Origin of the sequence: Vibrio sp. S17_S38 (assembly GCF_014694375.1) — a bacterium.
Classification (GTDB): Bacteria; Pseudomonadota; Gammaproteobacteria; order Enterobacterales; family Vibrionaceae; genus Vibrio.
Genome location: NZ_JAAUWW010000001.1, coordinates 274,735 through 297,566, shown reverse-complemented (window position 1 = coordinate 297,566; position 22,832 = coordinate 274,735). Strand labels below are relative to the sequence as shown.

Sequence of the window (22,832 nt, the reverse complement as noted above, 5' to 3'; positions counted from 1 at the left end):
TGGACAGGTAGCGTATGTTTTTCGGAAATGTAAATCGGTTGGAGTGGAGCACTTTTCTTCCTGCTCATTTTTTAAGTTACCTTGAGAAAGCAGTGAAAATTGCTGCAGAAAATGAAGAAAACGGCCGTTATGATATTGATGGCGATAAGGTATTTTGTGTTTTAATGACACCAGAAACCGAGCCTAGGGAAGATCGAAAAACGGAAATTCATCGCGATCATCTGGATATTCAACTTCTGCTAGAAGGGGAGGAAACCTTTGGATATTCGATCGAAACCCCGCAAGCTTTATTAGATAAGCCTGATTACACTAATGATGTATTGCTGTTTAATGAAGTGAGTAATGAGAGTTTTATTTCACTGCGTTCAGGTGATTTTATTATTTTCTATCCGGGTGAATCGCATCGTCCTCAATGTGCGACGCGTGAACCGATGGCGTTGCGTAAAATTGTAGTTAAAGTGCATAAGAGCATGATTTAGATTCGCTCGACAGAGAATAAAATGCTTCGTGATGAGGCTATACGAAGCATTTTTTGTTTTGAGTTATATTTCGGATTTTATACTTTCAGCACTAATATTTTCGATTTTCGCTGATAGTTATACAAACCTTGTTTTGCCATCGGCAGAGATTCTACCCCCACTTCCACAAAACCTTGTTCTCTGAACCAATGCAAGCTGTGTGTGGTGAGAACAAAAAGTTTATCAATCCCTTTTTGCTTGGTTTGTTGGCGCATGTGATTAAGCAATAATGCCCCACGATCACCATCTCGATAATCAGGATGAATTGCGACACACGCCATTTCTGCCATTTTATCATCAACATAAGGATAAAGTGCTGCGCAGCCAATGATCAGGCTGTCTTTTTCTATAATCGTGAATTGATGGATCTCTTGCTCTAATTGTTCTCTTGAACGGCGAACGAGAATGCCTTGCTCTTCTAATGGCTGGATTAAATCTAAAATGCCACCAATGTCATTGATCTCTGCATTTCTGGTTTGTTCGGCACTTGCCATAACGATTTGTGTACCAATCCCATCAAATGAAAATAATTCTTGTAGTAGTGCGCCATCTTCTTTGTAACTGACGAGGTGACAACGAGGCACTCCCGCACGGCAAGCTGTAATCGCCCCGCGTAAAAAACGAAATGTGCCACTAGAGTGACCATTTTCTATGTCCGGTTGCGCTTCCATATTTTGTACGATTTTTTCTGCGCTACTTGGAAATAGTTCAGGGATGACTCGGTTATGTTCATCGATGATGCCTTGCTCGGAACAAAACCCAATCAACTTATCAGCCTTGAGTCGAATTGCGACTTGGGTTGCCACATCTTCGTACATCAGATTAAAACTTTCACCAGTAACAGAGCTGGCAATTGGACCTAATAATACAATCGATCCCATGTCCAACATGCGATTAATCGCGGCATGATCTATTCGGCGCACCTTACCACTGTGGCAATAATCGACACCATCGTCGACACCAAGAGGTTGGGCGATAATAAAATTACCACTGGCGACATTGAGTTGGGTGCCTTGCATGGGCGTATTTCGCAAGCTCATAGAAAGTCGTGCAGTAATGGCGAGTTGCAGTTGACCAGCCGCTTGCATCGCAATTCCAAGAGCGTCTTCATTGGTGACGCGGATCCCTTTGTGGTAAGAGGATTCACAATGATGTTTAGACAGGTTGAGATTAATTTGTGGTCGAGCGCCGTACACCAAAACAATCCGGACACCCAAGCTGTGCAGCAATGCAATATCATTGATGATGTTATCAAAGTTGCTTTCGCTAAATGCTTCACCGCCAAGCATGATCACCATGGTTTTTCCACGATGGGCGTTAACGTAAGGGGCGGACTGACGGAATCCTTTCACTAATGCAGTACTACGCATTTCAATATAACCTTGTTGACTATTTATTTTAAAATAATGACTAAAAATTCATTTTTCTGCAATCATTATTTTTAACTAATGTGAGGTGTTAGTGAGTCGATTTTGATTACTTATGAATACTTTGTGGCAATGACATTGTGATGACAGATGAGTTAACAAAGTAAATAAAATGTTGATAAATATTTCAGAGTATTGTGTCACTAGTGTAATTTTGTCATGCTGCGTGCCAACTCTTGAGTTAACTCATTTACGGTGATTTTTGTGCTAAAACTTTTTTCGTTTTCTCCTGTTTTCCCATTTTCATTGTCTTCTTGGTCTGTAACTAAGCGTTATGCAAAATTGACTTTAGTTTGTAGTGCCGTCTTTGTTATGTTCGGTTGTGCTAATCCAACCGACCGAGGCCAGCAGTATCTAGATGGTGATTTACCGTCAACCTTAACCTCGGAAGATAATGTCGACTCTGATGCTTCACGTGATTACACCACCTTTGCCGCTCAAGCAGAGGAGGTAGAAAAAAAATCCCCCTCTTTAAAAGCTAAGTATCATAATTTGTATGCACAATTAAATGTGTGGGCGCAAGAAAGTGGCGATCCTAATGAGTTAGCGAAATACGGGGTTAATTTTGATCAATTAGGTGGGGCTGATAAAAAAGGTAATATTTTATTTACTGGTTATTTTTCACCAGTGATTGAGATGCGTCATACTCCCGATCATCTGTTTAAATATCCCGTTTATGGCAAGCCTGAATGTGGCGCAGTGTGCCCAACTCGTGCACAGATTTATGATGGTGCATTAGACGGTAAAGGGCTAGTGCTTGGTTATGCATCCAATATGATTGATCCATTTTTGATGGAAGTGCAGGGCAGTGGTTTTGTTCATTATGCTGATAATGATGATCTTGAGTATTTTGCCTATGGTGGGAAAAACAACCATCCTTATGTCAGCATTGGCCGAGTGTTGATTGAACGTGGCATTATTCCCAAAGAAAAAATGTCGATGAAGGCGATAAAAGACTGGGTGGCGAAAAGTGATCCTGCCACAGTGAAAGAATTGCTAGAACAAAATCCATCGTATGTATTTTTTGATCGCCAACCAGGTGCGCAAGTGGCGGGTTCGGCAGGTATTCCTCTCTTACCAATGGCATCAGTAGCTGGTGACCGTAGTATTTTTCCTATGGGAACCCCTATCCTTGCCGAAATACCATTATTGGATGCGAATGGGAAGTGGACAGGTGTGCATATTATGAAGCTGATGATCGTGCTTGATACTGGCGGCGCAGTGAAAGGTGGTCATTTAGATTTGTATCATGGAATGGGCGCTCGAGCAGGCATTGCTGCTGGTCATTATCGTCATTTCGGTCGAGTGTGGAAGTTGGATTTAACCGCGCCACCATTACAGATCCCATCGAACTAAGATTAATCGTTAGGTTTTATAGTTAACTCTAGTCTTCAAATATCAGAACCGATGAAAGAGTGTGTATTAGCCTTAAGATAGGTATAATGCGCGCTCTTTTTTATTCTCTGCTTCCTCTTGTTCGAGTACATAAAGGCTCCATTATGAAAACACTGCAACCAGCATCTGACAGCTATAACCAACGATTTGGTGGCACTCGCCGTTTATATGGCAATAGTGAAGTCGATATTCTGCGTGCTGCACATGTGTGTGTGATTGGGATTGGTGGTGTGGGATCGTGGGCGGTGGAAGCCTTAGCGCGTACAGGTGTTGGGCATTTAACCCTCGTTGATATGGATGATGTGTGCGTGACCAATATTAACCGCCAAATTCATGCGATGACCGGCACAGTAGGGCAGAGCAAAATAGAAGTGATGGCTGAACGAGTAAGGCTGATTAATCCAGAGTGTGAAGTGGCATTAATTGATGACTTTATTACGCCAGAGAATATTGCTGACTATATTTCAAAAGACTTCGATTACGTGCTAGATGCGATTGATAGTTTGAAGCCGAAAGCCGCATTATTAGCTTATTGTCGCAGTAATAAAATCAAAGTGATCACGATAGGCGGCGCGGGTGGGCAAGTGGATCCTACCCAAATTAAAGTCGCGGATTTATCGAAAACCGTGCAAGATCCACTGGCTAAAAAGCTTAAAGATACCTTACGTCGTTTTCATAATTTTAGTAAAAATCCACAGCGTAAGTTTGGTATTGATTGTGTGTTCTCAACCGAGCAACTGAAATATCCACAACCGGATGGTAGCGTATGTGGCGTTAAATCGACGGCTGAAGGACCAAAACGTATGGATTGTGCCAGTGGCTTTGGCGCGGCAACCGTTGTTACCGCTAGCTTTGGATTTGTGGCAGTGGCGAAAATCGTTGAAAAAATTCTTTTGAAAGCGAAAAATAAGAACTAAAAGCGAAGCGTTCTCGCCATTCAATTCTTATTATTTTTCACTCGGCTGAAATCCTTCGTCTGCGCGGGTTGGTGACTCTGCTGCAGTGCGTGCTAAATCATCACATATTTCATTTTCACGATGTCCCGCATGACCTTTAACCCATTTCCATTCAACTTCATGGCGAGCGGTTTCGGTGTCTAGTGCTTTCCATAAATCGACATTTTTTACTGGTTTCTTAGCTGAAGTTTGCCAATTTTTTTTCTTCCAACCATGGATCCATTGAGTGATCCCTTGACGAACATATTGGCTATCAGTGGTTAAAGTAACCTTGCATGGTTCTTTTAATGATTTTAATGCCACCACTGCTGCCATCATTTCCATGCGGTTATTGGTCGTTTGTTGAAATCCTTCCGATAAATACTTTTCTTGTTCTTTATAGCGTAGAACGATGCCGTAACCACCTGGGCCAGGATTGCCTAAACAAGAACCATCTGTGAAAATCTCAACGTGTTTCGTTATCATTTGGTATGATTACCTTAATTTTTTACTGGGGCTTAAAACCCTCATAGTTTTACATAGAGTTTATTATGAATACCAGTACCAATTCATCACATGACCGCATCATTGTTCTGGATACCGAAACCACAGGTATGAACCGTGAAGGTGGGCCAGTTTATATGGGGCACCGGATCATTGAGATTGGTGCGGTCGAAATTATTGATCGTAAGCTGACCGGTAGGCATTTCCATTGCTACATTAAGCCTGATCGCTTAAGTGATCCTGAAGCGATTGGAGTGCACGGTATTACCGATGAATTCTTGGTCGGGAAACCAGAATATAAAGCGATTCACCAAGAGTTTATTGATTTTATTCGTGGCGCTGAACTGGTCGCGCATAACGCTCCCTTTGATACGGGATTCATGGATTATGAATTCAAACTCAATGGTAGCAATGAAAAAACTGCTGACTTGTGCAAGGTTACCGATACCTTGGCAATGGCGAAAAAAATCTTCCCCGGCAAACGAAATAATCTAGATATTTTATGTGATCGTTACGGTATTGATAATTCTCATCGTACCTTGCACGGCGCTTTGCTCGATGCTGAGATTCTAGCCGATGTTTATCTGCTGATGACTGGTGGACAAACTAGCATGCAATTTAATGCTGGTCAGTCTAAAGATGGTGGCGTGGGTGAAACCATTCGTCGCGTTTCTGCAGAGCGAGTATTGAAAGTATTAAAAGCGAGTGATGAAGAACAGAAACAACATGAAGAACGTTTAGATTTAGTGGCTAAAAAAGGCGCTTGTTTGTGGCGCGAAACAGTCGTTAAAAATTAGTAACTGAATAATAAAATAAATAAGGTAAGTATGATGAACCCAATTATTGCCCTGTTAAAACAAAACAATATTAGTGATGCACAGATCCGCGAGTTATTTGAAACTATGACTCAAAATCCATTGGCTGCAATGGCAACCATTAGTCAGTTAGGCCTACCGCAAGAGCAACTGCAATTATTGATGGGACAGGTGATGCAAAATCCTGCTTTGATTAAAGAAGCTGTTGATGAGCTAGGGTTAGATTTTTCAAAAGTTGAAGCGGCGAAAGCACAACTACAAAAGTAAATCTATCTACATAAAATTAAGTTAATGGTCGCGACAGGGTTTGAATAAAACACCTTTCACGACCTTTTTTGATCTTGGTTTATAGTATTTCAGAGTGGTGTAATCTTTCAAGCTTATCGCAATGGCATAGCGTATATCAGGACAAATAAGCAGAAAATTAAAGATGCTTTGTGTAACTAATCAATATGAAGGGCTTAAAACTATTTTTATACTGGAAAAGGATTTTAGCATCAGAGTTTTTAACTCCCTTTTGTCTAAATTGGACAGCTATGTGTCTTTAATCGATATGAACTCTATTCCGCATGTCTTTACTCTATAAGAATTAATAGGAGTAAAGTATGAATAATCCAACCAAAAAATATAATCCTGCTACGGTTGTAAGCAACCCACAGCGTACTTGGCCATCAAAGCAATTATTGGAAGCGCCGCGTTGGTGCTCAACTGATTTACGAGACGGAAATCAAGCTTTAAGTACACCAATGAATCATGAAAAAAAGGCATTACTTTTCGACCATCTGATTACCTGTGGTTTCAAAGAGATAGAAGTCGCTTTTCCATCCGCTTCACAAACAGATTTCAAATTTGTTCGATATTTAATTGAACAGAATAAAATTCCCGATAATGTTTGGATTCAAGTTATTACTCAAGCTAGACCAGATCTAATCGAAAGAACATTGCTATCTCTACAAGGGGCTTCACGTGCGATTGTTCATTTATATAATGCAACCGCTCCATTATTTAGAGAGTTGGTGTTTAAAAAAAGTAAGTCTGAAATTATTGAAATGGCGGTGTTAAGCACACTGCATATTAAACGATTATGTGATGAACAATGTCAGACACAATGGACTTTGGAGTACTCTCCTGAAACCTTTTGTTTTACAGAACTTGAGTTTTCATTGGAGATCTGTGAAGCGGTTAAAAAAGCTTGGCAGCCAAGTAATGACCGTCCTTTAATATTAAATTTACCTGCAACTGTGGAGGTAAATACTCCTAACGTTTATGCAGATCAAATTGAAAAATTTCGCACCTCATTCAGTGATATGGAAAGTGTCACGATTAGCATCCATCCACATAACGACCGTGGTACTGGTGTTGCCGCCGCTGAACTCGCTCAGCTTGCAGGGGCCACACGAGTGGAAGGATGTGTTTTCGGTAATGGGGAAAGAACGGGAAATGTAGACCTTGCGATATTAGCTTTAAACTTATATACCCAAGGTATCGATCCAAAATTAGATTTTTCTGATATTAGAAAAACAGCCAAAATAATAGAGTCTTGCACTAATATTCCGATCCACCCTCGGCATCCTTATTCCGGTGAACTTGTATTCACAGCTTTTTCTGGTTCTCATCAAGATGCTATTAAGAAGGGATTTGAAGCGCATGCTTCTGGGCAATCAGAGAAATGGAACATTCCATATTTACCTTTAGACCCTAAAGATGTTGGTTGCTCATATGAAGAAGTTATCAAAGTTAATAGCCAATCTGGTAAAAGTGGTCCATCTTGGATGTTAGAGCAAAATCATGGATTAAAACTACCAACTAAGCTGCAATTAGATTTTAGTAAAAAGGTACAGAATATTTTAGATAAAACAGAGGTAGAGCTCAGTTTATCTGAAATGTGGGATATATTCAGACGTAGTTATGGCGTTAATCCTTATGTTAGCTTGAAGTTGATTGACTACCAAAGTGACTCATCTAATAGTGATCAAGGTATTGTTGTTAAAGTGGGATATAAGAATAAAATATTTAAAATATCAGGAAAAAGTAACGGTTTATTGAGTGCTTTACTGAATGGGCTAAATGAATACTTGGATATAGATATTAATATTGTTAATTATTCTGAGCATACATTAGGAGATTCGACACACAGCAAAGCAATTTCTTATATTGAATGTGAATCTGATGGCAATCACCATTTTTTTGGTGTTTCTATAGAAAACGATACGACTCGATCTTCTCTTCAGGCAACACTTAATGCTATTAGTAATTTACTAATAGCAACGCAGAAAACCCACATATTAACTGATATGCCAGAAAGCACCTTGAGTTAAGTATAAAAATAGATAAGGGATGAGTTATATGCATTTTGTTAATGATCAGATGGAACAAGCAGTAACGGCAATAGCTCATCATTACTCTCATAATGCTTGCGAACCTCCGCATTCTCATACTAATACTCAATTACTTCACACTGTGAGTGGTGTGATTAAAGTGGAGACTGAAATAGGAGATTGGATTGTTCCTCCCGGAAGAGGTTTATGGATCCCAGAGGGGATGATCCATAGTTTACGTACTGTTGGTACCGTGGACGTAAAAACATTATTTATTGATCCGCTTGCTAGAGCCGATTTACCAAATCAATGTCAAGTATACGAAGTTACTCCTCTTTTAAGAGCGTTGATTATTCAAGCCGTAAATATTAAAAACCCTTTCCTTAAAGGAAGTCGAGAAAGCCGAATTATTGAATTGATATTGGATGAGTTAAGGATACTTAATATTTTGGATTTTCACGTTCCTATGCCGAAAGAAAGCTCTCACCTTTATGATCTATGTACCAAGATATCAAAACGATTAGACCATCCTTGGTCAACTTCGGATGCATCAAAATTATTACAAATATCAGACAAGACAGTATCTCGTCAATTTCATCAACAACTTGGGCTAAGTTTTGGGGAATGGTTGCGAAGAAAGCGATTATTGGAAAGCATGGAATTATTGGCTCAAGGTGTCAATGTGATAGACGCTGCACTTTCTGTTGGATATGAAAGTCCTAGTTCATTTAGTTCTATGTTTAAAAGTAGAGTAGGCATTTCACCTGTAGAATATGCTTCAAATATTGGATGTTCATAAATATACGACGAAGTAAGTTTCTTTCGTTCATGTCATCATGTGGTGAAAAATTAATAAAGTGTTTTGCTCGTTGCATCCAATGTAGGATTTACAGATCGTAACGAATTCAGCCACCCCCTAATGATGCGTTAGGTTTATATTTGTCCGTTGTGTTTACAATGTTTATTAAGGAGATTTAGTGGAAATCTGGAAATTGATTTTTTTTATACCGGTTTGCTTCGCATTAAATATGACACCGGGTCCCAATAATCTTCTTGCTATGAATAATGCACGTTGTTACGGCTTTCAGTCTGCATTGATTGCTGGTTTGGGCCGAGTCACCGCATTTTCAGCAATGATTACTCTAACTGCTTCAGGCTTGGCCGTTGTTCTTTATGCATCTGAGACTCTATTTTTTACGATAAAACTACTGGGTGCCGCATATTTGCTTTGGATCGCGTTTAATCTTTGGCGTTCAGAAGCTAGTCCAATATTCGAAATTGACAGAACCCGAAATCATTTTGGTTTGGCAAAGCAAGAGTTCGTTCTAGCGGCTGGTAATCCTAAAGCAATTTTAATATTTACCGCTTTTCTCCCTCAGTTTGTCGATGCTTCTGCCAATGCCAGCGAACAATTTTTCATATTGGGTAGTACATTTCTAGTATTGGAAATGGTAGCGATTTCTATTTATGCTGCATTTGGTTTATATCTAAGGCAGTGGTTTGCTAAGCCTAAAATGGCAAAGCGCTTTAATCGAACTTGTGCGATCTTTTTGGCTGTATCTGGAGCTAATCTGCTATTTAGCGACCAACAATAAACTAACAAATGTCGGTAATGGTAAGGCTTGGTTTGATGGGAAGCGTGACTAGTCGGTACCATACTCTAAAAATTAAATTTATAAATCGGTTCACCTCATAGAAAAGCACAGCGGCAATTCGCTGTGCTTTATGTTTCTGATCCTTACGGTGCTTAACTTTTACGCCACTTGACTCATTTCTTTACTTTGCTTTTTTACGATTAATTCGCTTGGGTCAAAGTCATCCACATTGATGGTTTCTAGACGGACGATTTCAGCATCGCGCAGTATTTGTGCTTCCTCTGCCGTTATCCAGCTATTTCCTAAACCAAGTTCGGCGATTTTATCAAGCTGCGTGAATGGTCGGCGTTTCTCTGCTTTTTTACAAATAGCATCGAAAATTGGCTCAGCTCTCAGAATCGTTTCTAAAGCGAGTTCAATTTTACCCGCAGGGTTGTGCTCAGTTGGGGCAAGGTATTGATTTCGCCCAATACGAGAGCGAGTAGCCGATGGCGTTTGTAATATCTGTGCCACTTGGTTATCCAGTTTGTCGCTTGGTGCGGTGCGAACTGTTCCCAATGGTAATATCAGTATACGTAGCATCATTGCCGCGCTACGTGATGGGAAGTTACGCAGTAGTTCTGCAATCGCTTCTTCAGCTTGGCGTAAGCTATCTTGCACACTCCAATGTACCAAAGGCAAATCAGCTTCTTGGTAGCCTTCCATCTCGAAACGTTTTAATGTCGCTGAGCTTAGATATAACTGGCTGAGTATGTCACCTAGACGCGCTGATAGACGCTCTTTACGTTTTAGTGAACCGCCTAGAACCGCCATAGAAACATCTGATAATAACGCCATGTTGGCACTGTAGCGGTTCAGTTTTTGGTAATACGGTTTTATTTGAGCGCGCGTCTGTGCGGTCATATTTGAATCGGTCGGTGCATTTGAACCACGACCATCAGTGATCCCAAGCCACAAACTGCGGACTGCGTTGCTCATGCTAAATCCAACATGACCAAATAAAGCTTTGTCAAAACGAGCTAATGCATTGTGTTCAGTGGAATGAGCGGCTTCCATCTCTTCAAGCACATAAGGATGACAACGGATCGCGCCTTGACCATAAATGATCATTGATCGAGTTAAAATATTCGCGCCTTCTACCGTCACAGCAATGGGTGAGCCTTGATAACCACGCGCTAAGAAGTTAGCTGGGCCGAGGCAAACGCCTTTACCTCCCGCAATATCCATCGCATCAATTAAGCATCGTTGACCGCGATGAGTACAATGGTATTTAACAATGGCAGAAATAACCGATGGCTTCTCGCCTAAATCAATACCTGCAACGGTTAATTGGCTGGCCGCATCCATCATATAAGCGTTACCTGCTAGGCGTGCTAATGGTTCTTCAATGCCTTCCATATGTCCAATCGGTTGTTTAAATTGGCGACGAATTCGAGCGTAAGCTCCCGTTGCCAGTGCTGCAGTTTTGGTTCCTCCTGTCGAGTTTGAAGGCAAAGTGATGCCACGACCCACAGATAAACATTCCACTAACATGCGCCATCCTTGACCTGCCATCGCTGGGCCACCGATGATAAAATCTAGAGGCACAAAAATATTGTCTCCTTGAGTAGGGCCATTTTGAAAAGGAACGTTCAGCGGGAAGTGACGTCGACCAATTTTAACGCCTTCCATATTAGTTGGGATTAAGGCGCAAGTGATGCCTATATCTTTCTTATCATTACCAGAATCGTCTTTAATGCCGAGTAACCCATCAGGATCTTGTAATTTAAACGCTAGCCCTAATACGGTTGCCACGGGGGCAAGAGTAATGTAACGCTTATTCCATGTTAGATTCATACCCAACACTTCTTTGCCTTCCCATTGGCCTTTACACACAATGCCGTAATCTGGGATCGCGCCCGCATCAGAACCTGCTTCTGGGCTAGTTAAGGCAAAACATGGAATTTCTTTGCCTTCAGCAAGGCGAGGTAAGTAGTGATCTTGTTGCTCCTTTGTACCGTAATGTTGCAATAACTCACCCGGGCCTAAAGAATTCGGTACGCCGACAGTTGAGGACAACACGCCAGAGACACCAGTCAGTTTTTGCAAAACGATCGATTGTGCATAAGCTGAAAATTCTAAACCGCCGTATTTTTTCTTGATGATCATCGCGAAGAATTTATGATCTTTAAGGTATTGCCAAATCTCTGGTGGTAAGTCTGCTAATTCATGTGTGATCTCAAAGTCATTGGCCATTTTACACACTTCATTCACTGGGCCATCAATGAAGGCTTGCTCTTCAACACTGAGTTGCGGCGCTTTGATATCGTTAAGTTTTTTCCAATCTGGTTTACCTTTAAATAATTCGGCTTCCCACCATACGGTGCCAGCATCAATGGCTTCTTTTTCAGTTTGTGACATAGCGGGTAATATCTTACGAAATACCGTTAATGTTGGTTTACTGAATAAACGACGACGGACGCTTGGAATCGCAATGAACCCACAAGCAATAATATATAAGCCAAATAAAATAGGTGTTGTTTGTGTTACCAGGGTTGCTATCGCAAAAATAGCGCCAACAATCGCTAAGGTAATAAGTTGTGAAGTGCGATGATAAAGACAGATGCCAAGTGCAATAAAGGCTAAGAGAAGAGAGAGCAGGATAAACATGGTTATATTCCTTATTGTGATGAGTTCAGCTATGAATGGAAGCTTAACTTTTAAGTGGTCGTACCAGATTGTTCATTGTAATGGTCTTGTTGATAAAATGTAAAATAGCAATGTGGTTGAAAAGTGATCTCAAGCATAAAATAATTTTTTACTAATACTTTTGTTCATTATAAGTAAAAAAGTGTGGCTTTGTGTCGACAGGCTTTTAGCTTTATAGGTACACTCAAGTTAAGGAAAATAAGCTGATTGAGCTGAGCCATTCCTCTTTTTTAAAAGAGATTTAAGAGAAGGATAATAAATATGTATCAAGATTTAATCCGAAGTGAATTGACAGAAGCGGCTGATGTATTAAATAAATTTTTAAGCGATGACCATAACCTAAACCAAATTGAAGCGGCAGCAAAAATGATTGCAGACTCATTTAAGCAAGGTGGCAAGGTATTGTCTTGTGGTAATGGCGGCTCACATTGTGATGCGATGCATTTTGCGGAAGAGTTAACTGGGCGTTATCGTGAAAATCGTCCTGGTTATCCTGGCATTGCGATTTCAGATCCAAGTCATCTGTCTTGTGTGAGTAATGATTTTGGTTATGAATATGTTTTTTCTCGCTATTTAGAAGCGGTTGGTTCTAAAGGTGATGTCGTTTTTGGTCTGTCGACTTCTGGTAATTCGGGTAATATTTTAAAAGCGATGGAAGCGGCGAAAGAAAAAGGCATGAAGACAATTGCGTTGACCGGGAAAGATGGCGGTAAAATGGCGGGTATCGCGGATATTGAAATTCGAGTTCCACACTTTGGTTATGCTGACCGCATTCAAGAAATTCACATCAAAATCATTCATATTGTGATCCAATTGATTGAGAAAGAGATGGAAAAATAAGGAATATTGCCATGTGTGAACTACTTGGCATGAGTGCTAATGTCCCAACGGATATTTGTTTTAGCTTTACCGGACTTATTCAGCGAGGGGGCAAAACTGGCCCTCATCGTGATGGCTGGGGGATCACCTTTTATGAAGGCAAAGGCTGTCGTAACTTTAAAGATCCTAACCCGAGTTGCCATTCAAAAATTGCTGAATTAGTACAAAGTTATCCGATCAAAAGTTGCGCAGTGATCAGCCATATTCGACAAGCTAATCGTGGTGAGGTTAATTTAGAAAATACTCATCCTTTTACGCGTGAGCTATGGGGTAAGAATTGGACTTTTGCCCATAATGGCCAATTAACGGATTACGATAATCTATTTACAGGCCGACATCGTCCGATTGGTGAAACCGACAGTGAGAAATCATTTTGTTGGCTATTAAAGCAATTAGAAGATAAATATCCCGAACCACCACATTCTAGTGTTATGCCTGAAGTGTTTAAGTTTATTGCGTCATGTTGTGATGAATTAAAGCAATTGGGAGTATTTAATATGCTATTGAGCGATGGTGAATTTGTGATGATGTATTGCTCTAATAATTTACATTGGATCACACGACGGGCTCCATTTGGCAGGGCAACACTAATTGACGAAGAAGTATCGATCGATTTTCAACAAGAAACTACGCCTAATGATGTAGTGTCAATTATTGCAACCCAACCACTGACCGATAACGAACGTTGGCACAAAATGAAACCGAGTGAATATGGTGTATTTCAGTTTGGTGAGTTGATTATGGATAACAGCTTAGATCTGATCGATGTTCCATTTTCAGAGCCAAGTTCTCCATGCTCCGGTGGGCATATTTAATACTAATTATATTGATTTATAGTCAGTTAATTAATGCAAAAGATAGTGTTATTTTAAAAGAAAACTCGCCTAAATTGGGCGAGTTTTTTGTTTTAGTGCTTTGCGCTGTTTATAGTACGTTTATATATTTTTTTAATCTTCGGCGTAGCCATGTAATCCGAGTGCTATCTCATCTAAGTAGGCTTGGCGATCTTTCATACTCAATCGACCCTCGATAAACCATTTGGTCACCAATGGATAAATATGATGCTCTTGCACCAAAACTCTTTGCGCCAAATCGTCTGCGGTATCATCTTCAAACACAGGCACTTTCGCTTGTAAAATAACGGGGCCGCCGTCTAGCTCTTCGGTAACAAAGTGAACGCTGGTACCATGTTCAGTGTCACCAGCATCAATAGCTCGCTGATGAGTATGCAAACCAGAATACTTAGGTAATAGAGAAGGATGGATGTTGAGCATTTTACCTAAATAATGCTGTACAAAATTCGGGCTTAAAATTCTCATATAGCCAGCAAGAATAATCAAGTCAGGTTGATAAGTATCAATTTGGGCCATCAATTCAGTATCAAAAGCTTGGCGGTCTGGCTTGCCTTCGCCTCCTAAATAATCTTGAACAGAAAGAGAATGAGCAGGAATACCGTGAGTCTTTGCTCGTTCTAGTCCGTAAGCATCGGGTTTATTAGAAAATACCGCGGTGATTTTTGCTTGGATTTTCCCTGATTCACAGATATCGATAATGGCTTGCAAATTACTGCCAGAGCCAGAGATAAGAACAACAATATTTTTCATTTGATAACCTTGCAGATAAAATTAAGCCCTTAGACTTTATCCATATTATAACGGGTAAAGTAAGGGCTTGTCTTTACGAACCGTGCCGTATTGATCTCGCTAAGATAGTGATTACTGATTAATAACCACTTGTTCTTCACCTACTTCGGATGAAGCAATAGCGCCGATAACCCAAGCGTTTTCACCTTCAGCGTTAAGTAAATCAACTGCAGCTTGTGCTTGATCCTGCGGCAATGCCACGATCAGGCCAACACCACAGTTAAAGGTACGGTACATTTCAAATGTTTCAACGTTACCTTTTTGTTGTAACCAAGAGAAAATAGCAGGCCATTCCCAGCTTTTACCATCGATAACAGCTTTCGTGCCTTCAGGTAATACGCGTGGGATATTTTCCCAGAAACCACCACCGGTAATATGTGAAATCGCGTGAATATCGTGTTCAGCAATCATTTTAAGTGCAGACTTAATATAAATTTTAGTTGGTTCAATTAAGTGCTCACCAATGGTACGGCCATTTAAGTCTTCCGCTAAATCAGCTTTAGATACTTCAAGGATCTTACGAATAAGTGAATAACCGTTAGAGTGAGGGCCGCTTGAACCAACCGCGATTAAAGCATCACCAGCGGCGACTTTAGAACCATCAATCACGTCTGCTTTTTCAACAACGCCAACGCAGAAACCGGCAACGTCGTAATCTTCGCCTTCATACATTCCTGGCATTTCAGCCGTCTCGCCACCGATAAGTGCGCAGCCTGCTTGAATACAACCTTCGCCAATACCCGTTACGACTTCGGCAGCGGTATCAACATCCAGTTTACCCGTTGCATAGTAATCGAGGAAAAATAGAGGCTCAGCACCTTGAACGATTAGATCGTTTACACACATTGCAACAAGATCGATACCAATGGTGTCATGCTTTTTCATATCCAGAGCAAGGCGCAGTTTTGTCCCTACACCATCAGTACCAGATACAAGAAGAGGTTGTTTGTATTTAGTTGGTAGTTCGCATAAAGCGCCAAAACCACCAATGCCACCCATCACTTCTGGGCGACGAGTGCGTTTCACTACACCCTTAATTTTATCGACTAATGCGTTACCTGCATCAATATCAACACCAGCGTCTTTGTAGCTTAGAGATGAATTGTTACCACTCACGGGGATATCCTCGATTTTTAAAAATAAGTTTAAGGTGAAAAACGGCGTTATTCTAACAGGGGATGAACCGAAAAGGAAAACGTTTGCGTCAGTTTTTTTGTGAATGTCTTTTGCCGAATAAACCGAGATAGAATAATGCAATTTGGTCGGTTTGCAGTATAATCTATCCGTTTGTAAAAAATTAAGCATGGAGTCGTACATGAAAGTTGTAGAAGTAATGCACCCACTGGTTAAACATAAGCTAGGCTTAATGCGTGAGAACGATATTAGCACTAAGCGTTTTCGTGAATTAGCAACAGAAGTGGGCAGCTTGCTTACCTATGAAGCCACCGCTGATTTTGAAACAGAGAAAGTGACGATTGAAGGCTGGAATGGCCCAGTCGAAATCGATCAAATTAAAGGTAAGAAAGTAACTGTTGTACCAATTCTGCGTGCTGGTTTAGGCATGATGGATGGCGTATTAGAGCACATGCCAAGTGCGCGTATTTCGGTTGTTGGTGTTTACCGCGATGAAGAGACGCTTGAGCCAATCCCATACTTTAATAAGTTAACGTCTAACATTGATGAGCGTATTGCTCTCGTGGTTGACCCTATGCTTGCCACTGGCGGTTCGATGATTGCAACTATCGATTTGTTAAAGGAACATGGTTGTCAAAGTATTAAAGTATTAGTATTGGTTGCCGCACCAGAAGGCTTAGAAGCATTAGAAAAAGCCCACCCTGATATTGAACTGTATACTGCAGCGATTGACGAGAAATTAAATGATAAAGGTTATATTGTTCCTGGATTAGGCGATGCGGGCGACAAAATTTTTGGCACTCAATAGCATATAAATAAAAAAATAGTTCATTAATGGGAAAGTAATGCATTGATGAAAATTAGGCGGTTCAATAGAGCGACTCTCACCAGAGTCGCTTTTTTTATTGGTAATTAATGTCTTTCACTGCGGTCTTGAATGGTTTCAGGTAGAATATGTATATTCAATTTTCCGACGCTATTAAAGTCAAGCATGGCGAAAAATAGGGTACGGAAGAACTTTATCGGTTCGATATTGTCCGATGTATTTGATTCTCTTTTATTGATGTATGCGTTACTGCAACTCGCATCATGCTTATAGACAGGTTTATTATGCGTTATCTTGTGACTTCTTTTTTATGCTTATTGGCTTTTAGTTCAGCAGCATATGCAAAAACGAAAGTGGATATTTATCACGTCGAAGTACCAATGACGGATGTTAAAAATCCTAAAACAGCAGCTTGGAGCCAAGGTTTAGAGAGAGTGTTGATTCGAGCATCGGGTGACACCAAGGTTGGAAAAAATGCTGTCGTGAAAAAGGCGTTAAGTGATCCTTCTGATTATTTAGCTCAATTTGAATCTGGCAGTTTAGATAATGCACCGAGTATGGTGATGGAGTTTAATCCTGTCCAAATACAATCATTGCTGTCTCAAGTACACGCTGTTTTTTGGCCACAGGAACGTAAAAATGTCCTCGTTTGGGTGGTTGAAGACGCCCACTTTGAGCGTCAAATTGGCTGGGAGCAATCGGGCCTAGACAGTATTGTACCTCTACAAAATGCGGCTCAAGCAGCAGGACTTCCTATTACTCTACCTTTAGGTGATATGGATGATATGACGCAAATCTCTGCTCCAGATTTATGGGGTGGATTTGACGAGCCTTTAGCGAAAGCAAGTAAACGTTATCCTGTCGATGGTGTATTGCTATTGAAAGTAACGCGAGTAGGTGATGGTGCTCAGGTTGAATGGGTATTACATGATATAGCACCAAATAAAATGGATACGCAGAGTGAACCAGTTTCAGGCTCGACAGAAGGTAAGTTAAGCGACAGCATTGAACAGGCAATTCAACAAGTAAGTGCATACTATGCAAAACAAAACAAAGTTGCGGTTAATCAAGCCACTGATGATGCTTTATTGGCTAATTTTTCTGGTATTAAAACCGCACAAGACTTTTTTACATTAGAGCGATTATTAAAGGGATTAGCGAGTGTTGCCGCAGTACAAGTACACCAGATGCAAGGTGATACTGTTATCTTTAACATTGATCTATTGTCTAATATCAATGAGTTCAAACAAGAAGCAGCCAAGAATCGTCAACTAGTAAAGTTGGAAGCTCCCAAACCTGATGTGGCGTCAGTCGATCCTACACAAGTAGACGCTTCTACCCAAAAGGGGCAAGCTAAATCAACCGATGTGCCGGTTAGCGCACCAAAACAAGATGACGACCAATCGAAAAATCAGCTTTGGTTCGAGATGAAGTAAGTCCAGATACGAGATAAACCTATTTTCACAGATAGAAAAGGGAGCCTAAAATGGCTCCCTTTTTGCTATCTAGTATTTCATTATTTATCTTATGAGTGGTCGTACTCTTTTTCAAGTTGTTGCGCTTTTTGAGCTGCTGGACGCTGGTGTAGCGCCGCTAAGTATTTTTGTAATGCAGGGTAATCATCAAGTTGCCCTAATTTATAAGCCATTTCAATAATGAAGGATAACAAAATATCTGCCGCCGTAAATTGTTCACCAACCAACCAAGTGTTTTTATTTAAATGGTCGTTGAGGTAGCCCAAAATTAAGTGTAACTCTTTTAAGCTATAGCCAGCTAAGAATGCAGGATTACTGCCATCTTTTAACACGAAATAATGCAGTAATAATGGCAGAGCTGCTGAACTTTCAGCAAAGTGTAGCCACTGTAAATAATAAGCATATTCAGGTGTGTTTTTTGCAGGTACAAGTAAATTAGCCGCGTATTTTTCAGCTAGATATTCCGTGATTGCGCCAGACTCTGTGAGGACTAAATCATCTTCTTGAATAACAGGGGATTTTCCTAGAGGATGAATCGCTTTTAATTCTGCTGGTGCAAGATTTGTTTTGCTATCACGCTGGTAAGCTTTAATTTCATACGGGACATCTAACTCTTCCAATAGCCAAATAATGCGCTTAGAACGAGATTGGTTTAAGTGATGTAATGTGATCATTGGGTATCCTTGTCAAATGTGAAGTTGATGAATTTGATGAAGAATAAAAGGTGCCCTCTTATGGCTTGGGGGATGTGTTGACAGTAGATAACACATTAACCATAAGAGGGCAGTTATTCAAAGCCTAGATGCGAATCAGAAACCCCGAATAATTTTTGTATATTACAGATTTTTTCTTATTGGATTAAAGCGCGGTTTCGTAAACTTGACGAGAACGAGCTAAATCGATTGAACCATTTTCACCAAGTTTCGTCATTCCGTGAGCTTCTAAACTGCTCATTGCGGTATCAACGTCAGCTTGACCAAGGTCGATTTCACCTAAAGAAACAGGCGTTTTCATTTGAGAGAAAAATTGTTTAGTTTTCTCAATTGCAGCATCGATACGTATATCGTCCGAACCTTCAGTTATATTCCAAATGCGTTCAGCATATTGAAGTAACTTCTCTTTTTTCTCCACGCGACACACTTGCATTATTGCCGGAAGAACGATAGTCAAACTACGACCGTGATCCACTCCAAAGTTACCAGTGAGTTCATGTCCAATCATGTGTGTTGCCCAATCTTGAGGAACACCAACACCAATTAAACCGCTAAGTGCTTGAGTTGCCGCCCACATAACGTTGGTTCGAGCTTCGATGTCTTGTAGATTATCGATAAGCTTTGGACCTTCTTCGATAAGTGTAAGCAAGATACCTTCAGCAAAGCGATCTTGGATTTTCGCATTAGCAGGGTAAGTTAAGTATTGCTCCATGACATGAACAAAAGCATCGACTACACCATTTGAGGTTTGACGCTCAGAAAGGCTTAATGTGGTTTGAGGGTCTAAAACCGCAAATTGAGGACGAACTAACGGATTGCCGAAAGCCAGTTTGTCTTTACCACGAGTCACAACCGCGCCAACGTTGGTCTCTGAGCCCGTTGCTGGCAGTGTTAAAATACAGCCTAAAGGCAGAGCTGATTCGATTGGCGCGTGTTTTGCCAGAATATCCCATGCTTCTTCACCTTCGAAATTTACTGCCGCAGCAATAAATTTGGTACCATCGACGACAGAACCACCGCCAACCGCAAGCAGGTAATCAAAGTCTTCTGCGCGAATACGTTCAACTGCTTTCATTAATGTGTCGTATTGTGGGTTTGGCTCAATGCCAGAAAATTCATCCCAGTTATGTTCGCTCAAAGCGGCAACAACTTGATCGTAAACCCCATTGCCTTTGATTGAACCACCACCATAAGTAACCAAGATTTTTTTGTCTTTTGGAATATCATTAGCAATGGCTGCGATTTGACCTTGGCCGAAATGAATGCGAGTGGTGTTTTCATAACTAAAGTTGTTCATGTATTGCTCCTGTGTATTAATTTTTATTAATATTAAGCAAAGTAGTTGATGTTGCAGTGAGGCAGCAAGTAAGTGAAGCCCCATGAGCTTAGCTTGTCTAAGTGATTGGGGTGAACGAACGCGGCTAACAAAGCTGTAACTTCAAATACGAAGCATAATTAAAGTTGGATCAACATCTTTCCTATATTCTCGCCTTTAAATAAACCTAGGAAGGCTTTAGGCATAGATTCAATGCCTTGGCGGGTCGTTTCTTTCCAACTAATTTTACCTTCTGCTGCCCACTGGCTAAGCTGAGCCACATAATTAGGGTAGTGCTCCCAATGATCTGATACGATAAAACCTTGTATTTTTAAGCTTTTCTTTACAATGTTAGCAAGATTGTTTGGACCTGCTTGGGCATCTTCTAGGTTGTACAGATCGATCATGCCGCATACAGCCATGCGTCCATAACGATTGAGTAGATTTAACGCCGCTTCTAGGTGATCACCGCCGACATTTTCATAGCAAACATCCACGCCATTTGGACAATGTTCTGCAAGCGCTGCTTCTAGTTCTGCAGCATTGTTATAATTTTTATAATTGATGACGGCATCGACACCTAATGACTTCAGCCACTCAACTTTTTCTGTGCTACCAGCACTGCCAACAACGCGACAGCCTTTAATCTTAGCAAATTGACACACTAAGCTGCCTACTGCGCCAGACGCCGCAGAGACTAAAACGGTATCGCCTTCTTTTACTTCCCCAATAATATTTAAGCCAACCCAAGCGGTTAAACCTGGCATGCCTGCGACACCAAGAAAGCTTTGTTCTGGCAATGATGTTTCAGGCAGTTTTTGCACCATATCACCATTAGAAATCGCATATTCACGCCAACCTAGCATGCTGTTGACTTTATCTCCGACTTTAAAGTCTGGGTGTTGTGAATCGATGACTTCGCCAATGGCAGAGCCTTGCATTAGTTCGCCTAACTTAAATGGAGGCACATAACTTTCTGCATCACTCATTCGACCGCGCATATATGGGTCAACCGATAACCAGAGGTTCTTGATGACAAACTGACCTTGAGAGATTGGCGCTAGGTTCTCTGTTTGTAATTCAAAACAGTCAAGTGTTGGCATTCCGTTGGGGCGTTGTTTGAGAGCGTAGCCGCGACTTGTGATTGGTTGCTTTGACATAATGATTCCTTATGAGCATAAAGAAGTGAAATTGAGTTGATATAATAGATGGGTAAGTATTATATTCCTAATGCATTAAATTAATTATAGAAATGATTTAGGATCATAAATGTCAAAACTTAACCAAGTGGATTTAAATCTGTTAGTTGCCTTGCAAGCTTTGCTGCGAACTCGAAGTGTGACTAAAGCTGCGATTCAACTGAATGTCACCCAATCTGCGATGAGTCGGACCTTACAAAGATTACGTCATCAATTTGGTGATCCTTTATTTGTACGTAGTCGTGGTGGGTTATTACCAACAGAACGAGCACAAAGCCTAGCAACAAGTTTAGATTGTTTATTACAAGATGCTGAATCTTTGTTGAGCCCTGCGGAATTTGAGCCATCAAAAGCTAGCACTCAATTTACTTTTGTCATGAGTGATTTCTTTTCACAAGTCTTTATGCCATCGGTATATCAAGAATTATTTCAGCAAGCGCCAAGCATGAAAATCCGTTGCTTAAATTATCAACCGAATATGATGGAAATGCTGGCGTTAGGTGAAGCGGATTTAGGTTTTAGTAGTTTATCGGGTACTGTTTCTGCTGATATTTATGCACAGAAATTAGGTCAAGATAGGCTCGTGACCATTATGAGAAAAGATCACCCGTTAGCTCAACAAGAATTGACGTTAGAGCGTTATTGTCAAGCATCGCATGCACTGATTACAATGGGAGGGGACCATCTTGGTACGATTGATATTGCATTGGCTAAATTGGGTCATAAAAGAAATGTGGTATTACGTATGCCGCATTTTACCGCTGCCCCTCATGCAGTAGCGAAAACAGATTTACTGTTGACATTACCAGGCTGTTTAGCTCGACACATGGCTAATGAGCTGGATTTGGTGATTGTCCCACCACCGTTAGATATTCCAACGTTCACTTATTATCTTGTCTGGCATGCAAGGCAGCATAACAATATTGCCCATCGTTGGTTACGCCAAGAACTGCAACAAGTGATCACCCAAAGTTGCTTGGAAGGAAATTGCTTGGAGTGAGGTTCGGTTTATTTCTTTAATGTTTGTCTTCAAATCGCGCTTTTTCTTGTTTTTCTACGACAGAAAGGCGCGTCAGTTTCAAACCCAGTTCTTTGCCTCTATCGCGCGCATATAGAATATTTGCCACAAAGCTTAGAGACGTTAGAACCAGTTCTACAGCGCCGAGCCAACGTTCACCTTCATCGATATACAAAATGGTGAGTGAATGAAGAAAATAGAACATTAAGATGAAGTTGGCCCATGCATGGGTATAAGGTTTCCCCTTTAAAATACCAAGTAGAGGTAGTAATAGGGGAATGCTCCAACCGAGGGTAATACCAATAAAGTTGATGTCTTTATGCGGGGAGATAAAAGCATGCCAAGCGATCACCCATGCCACTAATAATAGGTAGCTGATTAATGCTAAATAACGAGATGAATGTGAATGGTGTAATTGAGTCATAGCTGCCTTGT

At 40.7% G+C, this 22,832-nt stretch carries 22 protein-coding genes; 13 read left to right on the top strand and 9 right to left on the bottom strand.

Annotation, left to right across the window (positions count from 1 at the left end):
• Positions 1-14: 14 nt before the first annotated feature.
• On the top strand, positions 15-479 hold the full coding sequence (locus tag HC725_RS01355; RefSeq protein ID WP_190329958.1) for a YhcH/YjgK/YiaL family protein: 465 nt from the start codon (positions 15-17) through the stop codon (positions 477-479).
• A gap of 77 nt (positions 480-556) precedes the next feature.
• On the opposite strand, the gene argA is transcribed toward HC725_RS01355, so the two are convergent.
• Entirely contained in the window at positions 557-1,894 is a 1,338-nt protein-coding gene (gene argA, locus HC725_RS01350) for an amino-acid N-acetyltransferase (protein WP_190330008.1), read from the bottom strand.
• Between the two features lie 297 nt (positions 1,895-2,191).
• Between argA and mltA the strand changes: the two genes are divergently transcribed.
• The gene (gene mltA, locus HC725_RS01345) at positions 2,192-3,301 is read left to right on the top strand and encodes a murein transglycosylase A (RefSeq protein WP_274601372.1); all 1,110 of its coding nucleotides are present in this window, start codon (positions 2,192-2,194) and stop codon (positions 3,299-3,301) included.
• Positions 3,302-3,444: 143 nt separating this feature from the next.
• Positions 3,445-4,257 carry a tRNA cyclic N6-threonylcarbamoyladenosine(37) synthase TcdA gene (gene tcdA / locus HC725_RS01340; protein WP_190329957.1) on the top strand — a complete coding sequence of 271 codons (813 nt, stop codon included), beginning with the start codon at positions 3,445-3,447 and terminating at the stop codon, positions 4,255-4,257.
• 30 nt (positions 4,258-4,287) lie between these two features.
• Here tcdA and rnhA read toward each other — a convergent pair whose 3' ends face one another.
• Complete coding sequence (rnhA, locus tag HC725_RS01335; RefSeq protein ID WP_190330006.1) at positions 4,288-4,758, bottom strand: ribonuclease HI; 471 nt, start codon at positions 4,756-4,758, stop codon at positions 4,288-4,290.
• Between the two features lie 68 nt (positions 4,759-4,826).
• Here rnhA and dnaQ point away from each other — a divergent pair, with 68 nt between their 5' ends.
• The 5 genes from dnaQ to HC725_RS01310 all read left to right on the top strand — a co-directional run bounded on the left by dnaQ (position 4,827) and on the right by HC725_RS01310 (position 9,507).
• Positions 4,827-5,576 (top strand): DNA polymerase III subunit epsilon, encoded by a 750-nt coding sequence (gene dnaQ / locus HC725_RS01330; protein WP_190329956.1) that lies wholly within the window; start codon positions 4,827-4,829, stop codon positions 5,574-5,576.
• Between the two features lie 33 nt (positions 5,577-5,609).
• The gene (locus HC725_RS01325; protein ID WP_190330005.1) at positions 5,610-5,861 is read left to right on the top strand and encodes a DUF2999 family protein; all 252 of its coding nucleotides are present in this window, start codon (positions 5,610-5,612) and stop codon (positions 5,859-5,861) included.
• A gap of 338 nt (positions 5,862-6,199) precedes the next feature.
• On the top strand, positions 6,200-7,912 hold the full coding sequence (gene leuA, locus HC725_RS01320) for a 2-isopropylmalate synthase (protein WP_190329955.1): 1,713 nt from the start codon (positions 6,200-6,202) through the stop codon (positions 7,910-7,912).
• Positions 7,913-7,940: 28 nt separating this feature from the next.
• Entirely contained in the window at positions 7,941-8,711 is a 771-nt protein-coding gene (locus HC725_RS01315; protein WP_190329954.1) for an AraC family transcriptional regulator, read from the top strand.
• Between the two features lie 178 nt (positions 8,712-8,889).
• Positions 8,890-9,507 carry a LysE family transporter gene (locus HC725_RS01310; protein WP_190329953.1) on the top strand — a complete coding sequence of 206 codons (618 nt, stop codon included), beginning with the start codon at positions 8,890-8,892 and terminating at the stop codon, positions 9,505-9,507.
• Positions 9,508-9,666: 159 nt separating this feature from the next.
• On the opposite strand, the gene fadE is transcribed toward HC725_RS01310, so the two are convergent.
• Entirely contained in the window at positions 9,667-12,156 is a 2,490-nt protein-coding gene (gene fadE / locus HC725_RS01305; RefSeq protein ID WP_190329952.1) for an acyl-CoA dehydrogenase FadE, read from the bottom strand.
• 300 nt (positions 12,157-12,456) lie between these two features.
• Between fadE and lpcA the strand changes: the two genes are divergently transcribed.
• Positions 12,457-13,035: a D-sedoheptulose 7-phosphate isomerase gene (gene lpcA, locus HC725_RS01300; RefSeq protein WP_190329951.1), complete on the top strand. Its 579-nt coding sequence runs from the start codon at positions 12,457-12,459 to the stop codon at positions 13,033-13,035.
• Between the two features lie 11 nt (positions 13,036-13,046).
• Positions 13,047-13,889, top strand: coding sequence for a class II glutamine amidotransferase (locus HC725_RS01295; RefSeq protein ID WP_190329950.1), 843 nt, complete (start codon positions 13,047-13,049; stop codon positions 13,887-13,889).
• Positions 13,890-14,021: 132 nt separating this feature from the next.
• Here the strand turns inward: HC725_RS01295 and purN are convergent, their stop codons facing one another.
• Together purN and purM are read right to left on the bottom strand one after the other, a co-directional pair.
• Positions 14,022-14,678 carry a phosphoribosylglycinamide formyltransferase gene (gene purN / locus HC725_RS01290; RefSeq protein ID WP_190329949.1) on the bottom strand — a complete coding sequence of 219 codons (657 nt, stop codon included), beginning with the start codon at positions 14,676-14,678 and terminating at the stop codon, positions 14,022-14,024.
• A 111-nt stretch (positions 14,679-14,789) separates the two neighbouring features.
• Positions 14,790-15,833 carry a phosphoribosylformylglycinamidine cyclo-ligase gene (purM, locus tag HC725_RS01285; RefSeq protein WP_190329948.1) on the bottom strand — a complete coding sequence of 348 codons (1,044 nt, stop codon included), beginning with the start codon at positions 15,831-15,833 and terminating at the stop codon, positions 14,790-14,792.
• Between the two features lie 199 nt (positions 15,834-16,032).
• Between purM and upp the strand changes: the two genes are divergently transcribed.
• On the top strand, positions 16,033-16,659 hold the full coding sequence (upp, locus tag HC725_RS01280; RefSeq protein WP_190329947.1) for a uracil phosphoribosyltransferase: 627 nt from the start codon (positions 16,033-16,035) through the stop codon (positions 16,657-16,659).
• Positions 16,660-16,961: 302 nt separating this feature from the next.
• A complete protein-coding gene (locus tag HC725_RS01275; RefSeq protein WP_190329946.1) occupies positions 16,962-18,113 on the top strand; it encodes a DUF2066 domain-containing protein in 1,152 nt (383 codons plus the stop codon).
• Positions 18,114-18,202: 89 nt separating this feature from the next.
• Here HC725_RS01275 and HC725_RS01270 read toward each other — a convergent pair whose 3' ends face one another.
• From HC725_RS01270 to HC725_RS01260, 3 genes are all read right to left on the bottom strand, one after another.
• Complete coding sequence (locus HC725_RS01270) at positions 18,203-18,826, bottom strand: glutathione S-transferase family protein (protein WP_190329945.1); 624 nt, start codon at positions 18,824-18,826, stop codon at positions 18,203-18,205.
• Positions 18,827-19,010: 184 nt separating this feature from the next.
• The gene (locus tag HC725_RS01265; protein WP_190329944.1) at positions 19,011-20,162 is read right to left on the bottom strand and encodes an iron-containing alcohol dehydrogenase; all 1,152 of its coding nucleotides are present in this window, start codon (positions 20,160-20,162) and stop codon (positions 19,011-19,013) included.
• Positions 20,163-20,320: 158 nt separating this feature from the next.
• Entirely contained in the window at positions 20,321-21,340 is a 1,020-nt protein-coding gene (locus HC725_RS01260) for an NADP-dependent oxidoreductase (RefSeq protein ID WP_190329943.1), read from the bottom strand.
• Positions 21,341-21,449: 109 nt separating this feature from the next.
• On the opposite strand from HC725_RS01260, the gene HC725_RS01255 reads away from it, so the two are divergent.
• Positions 21,450-22,379, top strand: coding sequence for a LysR family transcriptional regulator (locus tag HC725_RS01255; protein ID WP_190329942.1), 930 nt, complete (start codon positions 21,450-21,452; stop codon positions 22,377-22,379).
• 16 nt (positions 22,380-22,395) lie between these two features.
• Here HC725_RS01255 and HC725_RS01250 read toward each other — a convergent pair whose 3' ends face one another.
• Positions 22,396-22,821, bottom strand: coding sequence for a DUF2069 domain-containing protein (locus tag HC725_RS01250; protein WP_190329941.1), 426 nt, complete (start codon positions 22,819-22,821; stop codon positions 22,396-22,398).
• Positions 22,822-22,832: the final 11 nt, after the last annotated feature.